This is a genomic window from Luteococcus struthionis, from assembly GCF_048595755.1.
Classification (GTDB): domain Bacteria; phylum Actinomycetota; class Actinomycetes; order Propionibacteriales; family Propionibacteriaceae; genus Luteococcus.
This window is the reverse complement of sequence record NZ_CP184360.1, coordinates 1,570,877-1,583,273: the sequence shown is the minus strand read 5'-3', so window position 1 is coordinate 1,583,273 and position 12,397 is coordinate 1,570,877. Positions and strand designations below refer to the sequence as shown.

The 12,397-nt window shown below is 70.0% G+C and carries 9 protein-coding genes; 3 read left to right on the top strand and 6 right to left on the bottom strand.

Annotated features, from left to right (window positions below):
- Window positions 1-8: 8 nt before the first annotated feature.
- The 3 genes from ACOAMO_RS07140 to ACOAMO_RS07130 are packed head-to-tail and all read left to right on the top strand — an operon-like array spanning window position 9 to window position 2,403.
- Window positions 9-1,025 carry a TRM11 family SAM-dependent methyltransferase gene (locus ACOAMO_RS07140; RefSeq protein WP_420176892.1) on the top strand — a complete coding sequence of 339 codons (1,017 nt, stop codon included), beginning with the start codon at window positions 9-11 and terminating at the stop codon, window positions 1,023-1,025.
- Entirely contained in the window at window positions 1,022-1,513 is a 492-nt protein-coding gene (locus tag ACOAMO_RS07135) for a SixA phosphatase family protein (RefSeq protein ID WP_420176891.1), read from the top strand. Before ACOAMO_RS07140 ends, ACOAMO_RS07135 begins: the two co-directional genes overlap by 4 nt.
- 41 nt (window positions 1,514-1,554) lie before the next feature.
- Window positions 1,555-2,403: a hypothetical protein gene (locus tag ACOAMO_RS07130; protein WP_420176890.1), complete on the top strand. Its 849-nt coding sequence runs from the start codon at window positions 1,555-1,557 to the stop codon at window positions 2,401-2,403.
- A gap of 84 nt (window positions 2,404-2,487) precedes the next feature.
- Here ACOAMO_RS07130 and ACOAMO_RS07125 read toward each other — a convergent pair whose 3' ends face one another.
- The 6 genes from ACOAMO_RS07125 to ACOAMO_RS07100 all read right to left on the bottom strand — a co-directional run bounded on the left by ACOAMO_RS07125 (window position 2,488) and on the right by ACOAMO_RS07100 (window position 12,362).
- Complete coding sequence (locus ACOAMO_RS07125; protein WP_420176889.1) at window positions 2,488-4,674, bottom strand: hypothetical protein; 2,187 nt, start codon at window positions 4,672-4,674, stop codon at window positions 2,488-2,490.
- A 1-nt stretch (window position 4,675) separates the two neighbouring features.
- Window positions 4,676-6,466 carry an ABC transporter ATP-binding protein gene (locus ACOAMO_RS07120; protein WP_420176888.1) on the bottom strand — a complete coding sequence of 597 codons (1,791 nt, stop codon included), beginning with the start codon at window positions 6,464-6,466 and terminating at the stop codon, window positions 4,676-4,678.
- Complete coding sequence (locus tag ACOAMO_RS07115) at window positions 6,463-7,629, bottom strand: glycosyltransferase family 4 protein (protein WP_420176887.1); 1,167 nt, start codon at window positions 7,627-7,629, stop codon at window positions 6,463-6,465. The genes ACOAMO_RS07120 and ACOAMO_RS07115 overlap by 4 nt, the downstream gene beginning before the upstream one ends.
- Window positions 7,626-8,870, bottom strand: a complete 1,245-nt coding sequence (locus ACOAMO_RS07110; RefSeq protein WP_420176886.1) for a glycosyltransferase family 4 protein — start codon at window positions 8,868-8,870, stop codon at window positions 7,626-7,628. Before ACOAMO_RS07110 ends, ACOAMO_RS07115 begins: the two co-directional genes overlap by 4 nt.
- A complete protein-coding gene (locus ACOAMO_RS07105; protein ID WP_420176885.1) occupies window positions 8,860-10,053 on the bottom strand; it encodes a glycosyltransferase family protein in 1,194 nt (397 codons plus the stop codon). The genes ACOAMO_RS07110 and ACOAMO_RS07105 overlap by 11 nt, the downstream gene beginning before the upstream one ends.
- A 194-nt stretch (window positions 10,054-10,247) precedes the next feature.
- Window positions 10,248-12,362: an MDR family MFS transporter gene (locus ACOAMO_RS07100; protein ID WP_420176884.1), complete on the bottom strand. Its 2,115-nt coding sequence runs from the start codon at window positions 12,360-12,362 to the stop codon at window positions 10,248-10,250.
- Between the last annotated feature and the right edge of the window lie 35 nt (window positions 12,363-12,397).

The window sequence follows — 12,397 nt, the reverse complement described above, 5'->3', positions numbered from 1 at the left end:
CTGTCCCGGTGTCTGAACACTTGATCTTGCTCGCCCCGTCCGCCAATCGAGTCTACGCGGGCGAGGCCACGGAGCTTGCTGCCGCCGAACTCGCGATCAGCGCCCCCTTCGTGCGCGACGTGGCGCCACGCACGGTCGCCGGGGTGGACTACCTCGCCTTCCAGGCCGACCAGCTCGACGACGAGCAGCTGCAGGCATTGGCCCGCCAGTCGGCGGTGCTGGCCTTGTTCGGGGTGCAGGACGAACTGCTGCGGCCCGTCGAGCTGCCCGACTGCCTCAACCTGTCCGATGACCTGGTGACCATTCCCAAGTACCCCGGCAAGACCAATGAGCAGTTCACGCGGCTGCTGATGAATGTCACCCTGGCCAGCGTCGAGCACGAGCCCACGGCGCCGCTGGCGGTCCTCGATCCGCTCGCTGGCCGGGGCACCACGCTGCTGGTGGCCTGGATGCTGGGCCACCACGGCTATGGCGTCGAAGGCGATGCCAAGTCGGTGGAGCAGATGAGCGCCTACCTCAAGACCTGGCTGCGCCGAAAGCGCGTCAAGCACACCGCCGAGATGACCCCCGTGCGCCGGGAGGGCAAGAGCATCGGCAAGCGCTTCGACGCCACGCTGAAGGACCAGCAGCTGGAGCTGACGGTCTTCACCGGAGACACCCGCCAGTCGCAGTACCTCTACGGCAAGAAGAAGTTCGACGCGATCGTCACCGACGCCCCGTACGGCGTGGTGCACGGCGCCCACCAGACCAGTGACGTGCGGGGCGTGGCGGGAAAGCGTGACCGTTCCCCGGCCGGCCTGCTGGGCGAGGCGCTCCCCGTCTGGGCCAGCCAGCTGAAGACCGGCGGTGCCTTGGGCCTCAGCTGGAACACGCACGGGCTGACTCGCGAGGACCTGTCGGCCATGATGGAGGCCAACGGGCTCACCCCCAAGCACGGCCCAGACTGGCTGCGCTTCGGACACCGGGTGGACTCGTCGATCCACCGCGACCTGATGGTCGCCGTGAAGAGGGAGGAGAACCGATGACGCGCACCCTGGTCTTGATGCGCCACGCCGCGGCCGAAGGCTGGTCGCTGCAGGGCGACAAGGGTCGTGTTCTGAGCGAGGCCGGACGCGAGGAGGCCCGCCTGGCCGGCCAGGACCTGGCCACCATGGGCATCGAGCACGTGCTGTGCTCCACCTCTGCCCGCACCCGCGAGACGCTCGACCTGCTCGGGCTGGAGGCCACCGTGGAGTACATGGAGGCGCTCTACAACGGCGGCAGCAGCACCATCGCCCAGCGCATCGGTGAGATCGACGACGAGGTGAGCGGGCTGCTGGTGCTGGGGCACGCCCCCGGCATTCCGGGGCTGGCCTCGGAACTGGCCTGGGCAGCCGACACCAAGGCCGCCGACGACATGCTGTGCTGGTTCCCCACCGGCACCTACACCCGCTTCAGCCTCGAGGGCAGCTGGGCAGACCTGGCCGACGACCAGACCGTGAAGCTGGCGGGCATCCGCAGGGTCGGCCACTGACCAGACCGGAATGGCCAACCGGCCTGCTGGCCGGACTGCTCATGGCGGGATTGCTGGCAGGGTGTGCAGGCGGTCCCGCCACGCCCCCTGCTGCGTCGAGGCCCGCCAGCCCCGCCAGCTCCACCCCACTACCCGACGCCGCCGGCCCGTCCTCTTCGGGCGTACCCGTCCCGTCGGTTGACGACCAGCGGCTGCGGGCCGCGATCGCTGCCCTGCAGTCGCGCCACGCGGCGCCGATCGGGCTGGCCATCGCCGGGCGGGGCTCGCAACCGGTGACGGCGGGCACCGTGCAGACCGGCCCGGCCTGGTCGACGGCCAAGGTTCCGGTGGCCATCGCCGCGGCCGCCGGCCCCGACTCGTCGGGGCTGGACGACGAACTGCGCCGCGCCATCACCCGTTCCGACAATGCCGCCGCCGACGCCCTCTACTCCCGGCTGGGCACTCCGCAGCAGGCTGCGCGGGCCACCGAGGCCGTGCTGCGCGATGGTGGGGATCGTCGCACCACCGTGCCCCTGACCCGGAAAAGGCCCGAGTACTCGGTCTACGGCCAAACCCAGTGGCGCCTGGACGACCAGGCACGCTTCGCCGCCACGCTGCCCTGCCGCGCCGAGGCGGCGCCGGTGCTGGAGCTGATGGGGCAGGTGAGCAAGGACCAGCGCTGGGGGCTGGGCACCGTGCCCCGGGCTCGCTTCAAGGGCGGCTGGGGCCCCGCCCCCGACGGCGACTACCTGGTGCGTCAGTTGGGTGTGCTGCCAGCGGGCAGCGGTCACGTCGGGGTGGCGATTGCCGTCGACGACGTCGACTTCGCCACCGGCACTCGGATCCTCGACGAGGTGGCCGCCGTGGTGGCGGACAGCCCGGAACTGGGCCAGCTGGCCACCAACTGTTGAGTCCCCTCCGCAAACAGAGAGCTGACGGGTCTTCACTGCCACCATGACAATGAAGACCCGTCAGCTCTCTGTTTGCGGCAGGCATCACTCGCGAACCAGGCTGGCCCACAGCTCATCGGCCCAGCCGAGCACAGCCTCACGCCAGCCAGGACGGTGCGCATAGACGCCAGCCAACCGGGCGACGGTGGCGCGGCTCGCGCGATTCCAGCGCTCGTCGGCAACCCCGGCGTGCCCGGCGACCTCCCGCGCTGCCGCCACCACCGCATCGCGGGCGGCATCGCTCCACAACCCCTGGGCACGACGAAGGCTGGCGTGAACCGCCAGGTTGGCCAGGTCGAGTTCCGGCGCGGCCAGGCCGACCGTGTCGAAGTCCAGCACGCCCAGGCCGTCGGCCGAGGACAGCAGCTGCTTGTCGTGCAGGTCTCGGTGGGTGATGACAAGCCGTGCCGGGTCCCCCGCTGCCGACAGGTCATCGGCCACCTGCAGCATCCGGGCGGGCCATTCGGTCCCGTCCAAGAGCCCGGTCTGGGCACAGCGTCGCTGCCAGGTGCGCAGCACCCCCGCCTCCGCGTCGGCATCGTGCACCGGCAGGGCGGTCTCCAACAGGTCGGCGGGATCGGCGGCCTGCAGTGCCTGCCAGGCCTGGGCCCACTGCCGCCAGAGCCCTTCCCACCCGGGCTGGCCCGACAGTTCGTGCACCGGCCGCCCCGCCAGGACGGTCATGGTGAGCGTGTCGTCGTCGTGCCGGATCACCTGGGGTGCGGCCAGCCCCACCGCCGCGGCAACCGTGGCCCCGTGTTCGGCGGCGCGGGCCAGAGCACCGGCCTGGCCGGGGCGCACCACCTTCACGTACTCCTCGGGCTGGTTCCGGTCGGGAATCGCCACCACGGCGCGTTTGCCGGCCCGATGCACCACCAGTTCCCCTCGGGGGGCAACCCGCTCCAGGGCGGGCAGTCGGGGATCCGAACCTGCCGGCAGGACGGTGGCGGCACCGGCGGTGTCGAGGCGTCCGGCCCGCAGCACTCCTTGGGCATCGCGTCCCTCGACGGCCACCCGCGGCAGGTCGCGCACCTTGTCGGGCCAGGCTCGGGCGATCGTGATCCGGTCCAGCCCATCGATGTGCGGGGCAACCGTCCACCCCTCGCCACGCGCATCGCGCTCCACGGCATCCTCGGCCAGCGCCAGGAGCCGTTCGGTGAGCACCGCCCAGTCGGGGTCCTGGTTGCGCCAGTACTGGGAACAGCGCTGCAGAAGGGCCGCGGCCAGCCAGGGCCCCAGAACCGCTCGTGTCTGCGCCGACGACAGCCCCCCGGCGTGCGCGTAGCCCTGCAGCACGGGCTCGACGTCGTGCTCCTGCAGTTGGGCGACGGCCAGCAGGCTCGCCAGGTCGATCTCCGCCGGACCCAGGCAGACCCGGTCCAGGTCGGTGAGCAGCACCCGGCCGTCGTCCGCGGCCAGGAACTGGTCGAGCGAGAGGTCCCCGTGCAGGACGACGGGGGCTCCGGCCCCCACCCACCGCGGCAAGCGCCCCAGCAGCGACCTGGCCCGTTCACCGTGCACCGGCGACAGTTCAGCCAGTTGCTCGCTCGCCGCCCGAGCGGCAGACAGCTGGCTCTCCCAGCCGCGCTCGGGCAGCGCCAGTCCCTGGGGCGAGCTCTGGTGCAGCCGGGCAAGTTCGGTTCCGGCCCGCGTCAGGCTGGACGCCTCACCGGTGCGCAGGTCGTGCCCCGGAATCCATGGCCACAAGGACAGGCGCCCGTCGCACTGGGCGGGGGCACTGGCGGAATTCACCGCCAGGCCGCGCTCGGCGAGGGTGCGCCCCAGCTCCAGGGCCACGTCATGGGGTTCGCTGGTGACGCGCACCACGCGGTCTCCGTCGCGCAGCACCAGTCGTCGGCCCGGATTGTGCCGCAGCACCTGCACCTGTCCCGACGGGCCGAGCCCCGCCTTCTGCAGGGTCTGTGCCAGGGCCGGATCGGTGCTCCAGGGCCCCCACAGCAGGACGGCCTGCAGCTCGGGCAGTTCCAGGCAGCCCACCCGGTGCCCGTCGATGCCGCGCGAGGCACGCTTGAGCAGCTTGTCGCGCTTGGTCAGGTTCGGGCCCAGCAGCAGGCGCAACCATCCCCAGGGGCGGTCGTCGTCGCGGGTGCGCAGGGATGCCTGGTGCCCGGTCTCGGCCTTTGGCCGGATCCGAACGGCCCGCACGTCCTCACCCACCAGGCGGGAGAGCCGGTCGGGATCCAGCAGGATCTGCAGCGTCGGATCGGTCATCTCACTCCTCCTCCAGCACACGATCCCAGGGCGCATCCTCGGGGCGGCCCTGCCAGACCAGCCGCCCGGCCTCCATCACCACGACGCGGTCGGCCAGCATGGCGGTGTCGCGGTCATGGGTGACCATCACGCAGGTGCGGCCGCGGGCCAGCTCGGCGATCGCCTGGTTCACCAGCACCACGTTCTCGGGATCCAGACCGGTGGTCGGCTCGTCGAGCAGCAGGACCGGCGCATTGCGCAGGAAGGCACGCGCCAGGCTGATGCGCTGGCGCTGGCCGCCCGACAGGCTTCCGCCGCGTTCGGAGACCTGGGTCTGCAGGCCCTCGGGGAGCAGGTCGGTGAACTCGTCGACGCGGGCCAGCCGCACGGCCTGCGCCACCTCGTCGTCGCTGGCGTGGGGACGGCCCTGCCGGATGTTCTCCTCGATGGTGCCGGTGAACAGCGACGCCTCCTGCTGCACCAGGGCCAGGCGGTAGCGCAGCTGCGACAGTGCCACGTCGCGCACGTCGATGCCGTCCAGCTGCACACTGCCCTGGTCGGGATCGATCAACCGCAGCAGGAGCGAAATGGTGGTCGACTTGCCCGAACCGGACGGCCCCACCACCGCGACGGTCTCGCCGGGCTTGACGTTCAGGTCGACGCCGCGCAGCACCGGAATGCCGTCGGTGTAGGACAGGTGCACGTCGCGCAGCGCCAGTTCTCCCCTCACCCTGGTCAGCGGCACCGGGTCGGCGGGAGAGACGATGTCGGGCTGCTGGTCCAGCAGGTCTGCAACGCGTTCCCCCGAGGCACTGGCCCGCGCGATGCGGCCGGTGTACTTGGCCAGGTCACGCAGCGGCTTCATCGAGGTCTTCAGGTAGGTCATGAACAGCACCAGGTCGCCGGGGGTCATGGCGCCCTGCATGGTGCGGGTGCCGCCCAGCCACAGCACCATCGCGGTGGCCAGTCCCACCAGGGCGTCGGTGCGTCGCTCCAGGCCGGCGGCCAGCCGTCGGGCCTGCACGCCGTCCTTCAGCGACTTCAGGTTGGAGCCCCCGAAGTGCTGGGCGCGCTCACGTTCCAGGTTGTAGGCCTGCACATGGGTCATCGCACCCAGGGTCTCCTGCGCGATGTTGGCCAGGTTGCCCTCGCTGCGACGGGTCTTTCGCGCGGCGGTGGTGATCTTCTCGCCACTGCTGCGCGAGGAGAGCCAGAACAGCACGATGGTGATCACGACCACCCCGGCCAGCAGCGGGTCGAGCCAGAGCATCACGGCGAGCATGGTGAACAGGGTGACCACGTTGACCACCAGCGGCATGCCGGCGGTCACCGCCACCTCCTGCAGCTTGCCGACATCACCCACCAGCCGCTGCACCACGTCGCCGGAGCGTGACCTGCCGTGCTGCAACCGCGACAGGGTCTGCACGTGGTCGAAGACCCGGGCACGCAGTTGCGTCGCGATGCGGGAACCGGTCAGGGCCAGCGCGACGGTGGCGCCGTAGTTGAACAGGGCACGCAGCCCCACCAGGGCGATGGTGGCCAGGGCGCACAGCACCAGCACCTTCGGGGTGGCCGTCGGGCCGCCCCCGAGGTCGGCGCCCAGGCTGCGGCTCACCGCGTCGATCACGAACTTGGTGGGCCACGGTTCCAGGACGCGCATGCCCACCTCGGCCAGCAGCAGCACCCCACCGAGGACGAGCAGCTTGGTCTGCCCACCTAGGTGGGGTTTCACCAGGGCGAGGGTTCGTTGGAAGGGCGTGGCCGCGGCGTCCTGCTGGGCCTCGCGCCTGCGCGGCGAGAAGCGTTCGGTCACCGGCGGGCCTCCAAGGGGGCCAGGGTGTCCTGCAGGACGTGGCCCCAGGAATGCTTGTTCTCCATCAGTTCCCGGCCGGCGCGGCCCAATTGTTGGGCGCGCTGCGGGTCGGCCACCAGCTCGTCGATGGCGGCGGCCAAGGCGGCAGGATCCGACGGCGGCACCAACAGACCGGTCTGGCCGTCGAGCACCACCTGCGGGATCTCACCGATTCGGCTGGCCACCACCGGCAGGCCGGCGGCGCTGTACTCGTAGACCTTCAGCGGCGAGAAGTAGTGGTCGTCGCTGGCCGGGTAGGGGGCCACCGCCACCAGGGCTCCCGCCAGGTGCTGCGGCACCTCGTGCGGCGCCACGGCTCCGACCATCTCCACGTCGAGTCCGTGCTCGTCGGCCAGCGCCTCGAGCTGTTCCCGCTGCGGCCCGTCGCCGACGATGCGCAAGCGCCAGGGCTGACGCGCCAGGGTGGCGGCCTCGAAGAGCTTCTCGGTGCCGTGCCAGGGCTTCAGGGTGCCGACGAAGACCACCACGGCCGGGCCGCTGAGGTCTGGTTCCACCGCGGTGATGCGATTGGTGTTGACACCATTGGGGGTGACCACGACGCTGCCGGGATCCACCTGGGCATCGGCGGCCCGGTCACGCACCCACTGCGCCACCGGCTCGCTGACGCAGGCCACCACGTCGGCGGCGGCCAGCTGCCGGGCCAGGGCGTCGTGGGTCCCCTGTTCGTCCACCAGCACGCGGTGGGTGCGCTGTTCATCGATCAACGGCGAGTTCACCTCGAGCACGGTGGCCACCTGCGGGTTGGCGGCGTGCACCTCGGCCATCACGTGGCTGAACAGTGAGTAGCGCTCGTGCACCAGGTCATGGCCACCGGCCTTGACCAGCTCGGACAGTTCGGCGGAGGCTCGCTTCTGCCCCTCCTCCCGCTCGGCGTCCTTGCCGGTCACCTTCACCTCGGTGACCTGCAGGTCGGCCAGGTCTTCGGGAACGTCGTCGCCGCGACGGGCGCAGTAGACGTGCACCTGGGCGCCGCGTTCGCGCCAGGCGCGCACCAGTTCCTGGATGTGGACGCTGGCCCCCTTGGTGCCGAAGACGGGGATGCCGGGATCGACGCAGACATAGGCGACGCTGCGGATCGGGTGTTCATGCGTGGGGGTCGTCATGCCGTGTGGTCCTCTCGGGTCAGGCTGGACAGCAGCCGGGCCTGGGTGCGGGTGTCGAACTTCTCCTCCACCAGGGCGCGCGCGGCGCGGGCCACCTGGACGCGGGGCCACTGCGGGTCGGAGACCTGGCGCAGCGCATCGGCCAGCCGTGCGGAAAGGTCGGTGGGGTCCTGGGAGAGCAGGATCCCGGTGCCGGGCAGGCCGCCCTCGCCGGGCTGCACCGCCTCGGGGATGCCGGTCACGTCGGTGGCGATGCACGGCAGACCGCTGGCCATCGCCTCCAGCAGGACGGTGGGCAGGCCGTCGGCATTGTTGTCGGACCCGACGATGCAGGGGGCGGCCATCACGTCGGCCCAGGCGATCTCGTCCACCAGCTCGGCCTGGCTGCGTGCTCCCAGCAGGGTGACCACGTGCTCCAGCCCGGCCTGGCCGATCTGTTCCTGCAGCTCCTCGTACTTCTCGCCCTCGCCCACGATGCGGGCCTCCACCGGACGCCCCTCGGCCACCAGCTCCTCGATGGCCTCGACGAAGTGGTTGAAGCCCTTCTTCTCCACCAGCCGGCCCACGCCGAGCACCCGCAGCGGGTTGTGCACCAGCTCGGGATCGCGGTAGTCGAAGCGCGGCAGTTCCAGCCCATTGCGCACCAGCACCACCTTGCTCGCCAGCGACGGGTCCACCTGTTCCAGCAGGAACTTGCGGTTGTACTCGCTGATGGCGATCACGCGGTTGGCGCGGCGCAGTACCTCGCGCAGCACCTGGGGATCGACCTCGTCGTGGAAGAGGTCCTTGGCGTGGGTGGTGACGCTGAACGGAATGTCGAGCAGGGCGGCGGCCACGGCGGTGCAGCGGGCGGCGACATTGGCGAAGTGCACGTGGGCGCGGGTGATGCCGTCGTGCTTCCAACGCACGGCCAGGTCGATGGCCTGGCCCACCTCGCTGGCCTCCATCTGCACCAGGAAGGGCATCAGTTCGCCGTAGCGACGGCCGAAGTCGGGCAGCTCGGCCTGCGCCTGGCGCATCGCCTGCCACTCGACGCTCAGCTTGTACGGGCGACGGATGTGCGTCACGGGCGCCTGCACCTGCGCGAGCTGCGGGTGGAAGCGCGAGTCGGCGGTGGGCTTGAGGGCGTAGATGGCCAGGTCTTCCCCGTCGGCCTCACGGGAGAGGATCTCGGTGACCACGAAGGTCTCGGAGAAGCGTGGGTAGACCTTCACCACGTAGGCGATGCGTTCAGCCGGCAAGGGATTCCTCCTGTTGGGTGCAGCGGGCGACGATGTCCGCTGCAGAGTGGGCGACGGTCTGCAGACCGTCGAGTGCAAGGTGTTCGCGTGAGACGCGGGTACCGACGGCGCGGTGCCACCATTCGCTGATGGCCTTGGGGCCCAGGTCTTCCTGGCGCAACAGGTCCACCGCTCCCCGCTTGGCCAGGCCGGTGGCGCGGATCAGCTGCTCGGTGCGCGGCCATTCGCGCGGCACGAGCAGTGCGGGCGACGTGGTGGCCAGCACCTCGGTGACGGTGTTGTACCCGGCCATCGCGATGGCAGCCTCCGCGTGGTGCAGGGGGCCGGCCACGTCGGGCAGCTGGCGCATCACCAGGGTGCGCTTGCGGGCTGCCTCGGTGACCTGCTGGAACTGCTCCTCGGGCATCTGGGGCCCCGTCACCAACACCTGTCGGTAGCCGTGCGGTACCTTGGCCCGGGCAGCGGCCAGGCACAGGTCGAAACCGTCGGAGCCGCCACCGGCGGTGGTCAGCAGGAAAGGCTTCTCCAGATCGCAGTCGAGCTGCTCGGTGGAGCGCCCGGTGGACAGGTAGCCCTGGTAGCGCACCATGTCGTGCAGTTCGGCGGGGATCTCCCCGGTCTCGCGCAGGTCGTGGACGGTGGCATCGCCGTAGACCCAGATCTCGTCGTACAGCTCGCGCACGATGGCCGGCGGCACCCGGTCCCATTCGCGGGCCGCCACCTGCGGATTGTCCAGCACCTCGCGCATGCCCAGCACCAGGGCCACCTGGGGGTACTTGCGGCGCAGTTTGCGCAGCGCCGGCAGCAGTTCCCCGTCGATGCCCAGGGCGTGCCGGTCGACGATGACCAGGTCTGGGGCGAAGGAGGTGAGGGTGGTGCGAATGATGTCACTGCGCAGCGAGGTGACCGTGTCGAGGCTCAGGTCGAGCCGACGCGGGTCGTACTGGCGGCCGTGCTTGCACACCGACGGCAGGGTCACCACGTCGAAACCCTCGGGGAGGTTGCCCGGATCGCTCTCGGGCACGCCATTGATCAGCAGACCGGTGACGGGGCGTCCGGTCAGCCCGGGCAGCTCACGAACGAGGGAGTGGGCCAGTGCGGTGTTGCGGCTGAAGTGCCCCAGCCCCTGTGCGTCGTGCGAGTAGAAGACCGCCCGTAGCGGTGCTGGCGTCGTGCCACCCATGTCATCTCCTGGCCGTGGTGGAAGCTGTCAGCTTCCAGAAGACAACCAGCTCATGACGCTTGGGTGAAAGCATCATGAACGTATTTTCATCTACAGCACAAAAGGACGAGGGGCGGCGCCGGAAACTCCGGCACCGCCCCTCACTTCGCCACCCGTGGCCCCACGACAACGGTGTGGCACGGCGTGGCGGGGCCTCATTCCTGCGGGCGTGTCGCCTGACGCGAGTTGTCGTTCAGGTCGATCATCAGCGCATTGACCAGGTCATGGCTGGCCTCGCGCAGCTTCCTGACGTCGACCGCCTCGAAACGTTCGGCCACGGTGGGCTCGGCCGAGGTGAGCACGGTCTCGTGGTTGGCCTCGCTGATCCGGGCGGAACGCAGGGCCAGTTCCCGACGAAGCTCCTCACCCAGGATTCCGCCCTTGCGCGAGGCACGGTGCCCCACCTCGACGCCGTACTTCTCCAGCTCCACCACCTGCTCGGGATCCTCGGTGGTCAGCATCCTGCCCGCCTGCTCCAGGATCCAGATGCCGTCGTGGTAGTTGCCATCACCCAGGTCGGTGATGGCCTGGCGCAACAGGGGACGGTCGTCGCGCTGTGCCTGGCGAGCCACCAGCTCCAGCTGCAACCCCAGCAGTCGCTCCCCGGAGCGGGTGTTGCCGGCCAACCGCCCCAGCGGCACGCGCGGGTCATTGGCATTGGAATTGCCCATGGTGTCGAGCAACTCGGCACCGGCCTGGTCGGGGGTGTGCACGGTGTCGCGCAGCGGGACGGCCTTGATGAACAGGCTGATGGCGAAGACCAGGATGCTCAGCGGAATGCCGATCACGAAGACGGTGTGCAGCGCATCCCCCAGGCCGGCCCGGATCGCGGCGGCCACCACGGGCGGCATCTTCGCGAGGGCCTCGGGGTCGAGCACGTCGCCGCTGGAGACCTGCTGGCCGCTGGCCTGCATCTGCGCGGCCACCTCGGGCGGCAGATGGCGAGGGATGGCCGTCTTCATCTGGGTGGTCATGATGGTGCCGAAGATGGCGATGCCGACGGTATTGCCCACATTGCGGAAGAACTGCGTCGCGGCGGTGGCCACGCCCAGGTCTCGTCGCGCTGCGGTGTTCTGCACCGCCAAGGTGTACTGCTGCATGCACAGGCCCAGTCCGATGCCGAAGACGGTCATCGCGATGGTCAGTTGCAGCTGCGAGGAGCCGACGTGCAGGCGGGTGAGCAGCCAGAATCCGATGCCCATGATGGCCACGCCAGCCAGCATGAACTCCTTGTACCGGCCGGTGCGGCTGACCAGCAGGCCACCCACGATCGACAGGCCGATCAGCGCCAGGTTCATCGGCATCAGGATCAGGCCGGAGTTGGTCGCGGAGACGCCCAGCACGCCCTGCGCGTAGACGGGGATGTAGATGATGGCGCCGAACATCATCATCGAGATGAAGAAGCCGGCCAGGTTGCTCAGGGTGAACAGCGAGCTTCGGAACAGTCGCAGCGGGATCACCGGTTCGACGGCACGGCGCTCCACCACGATGAAGGCCAGCGTCAGCAGCACGCCGGCGGCGTACAGCCCGATCACCAGCGGACTCGACCAGGCCCAGGTGGTGCCACCCATCGACGTGGGCAGCAGCAGGCAGACCAGGGCCGTGGACAACGTCGCCATACCCAGCCAGTCGATGGTGGTCTCACGCTTCTCGTGCGGGATGTGCAAGAAGCGGAAGATGGCGCCGAAGGCGGCGATGCCGACCGGCAGAGAGGCGAAGAAGAGCCAACGCCAACCCCAGTGGTCGGTGATGAATCCGCCGGCCAGCGGCCCGGCCACCGAGCTCATGCCGAAGACGGCGCCCATCAAGCCCTGGTACTTGCCGCGCTGGCGCGGCGGGATGATGTCGCCGATGATCGTCTGGCTCAGCGGCATCAGGGTGCCGGTGCCCAGGCCTTGGATGGCTCGGGCAAAGATGAGCATCGCGAAGTTCTGGGTGAGCCCGGCGATCAGGGTGCCCAGCATGAAGACCAGCAGGCCACCCAGGTAGAAGCTGCGACGGCCGTAGAGGTCGGAGAGCTTGCCCACGATCGGGGTGGTGATGGCGCCCACCAGCATGGTGGCCGTGGCCACCCAGGAGTAGTGGTCCATGCCACCCAGCTCGGCGACGATGCGCGGCATGGCCGGCCCGACAATGGTCTGGGTGATCGAGGCCACGAACATTCCCAGCATCAGGCCGATGAAGATGCGTCGGTTCTGCGGGCTGAGTCCTTCGAATCGTTCTGGCGCTTCGGCGCGTTCTGGGCCGGGCTCGACGGCGGTTGTTGACATTGGTCTCCCAAGGGCGTGGTTCACGGGGTGGCGGC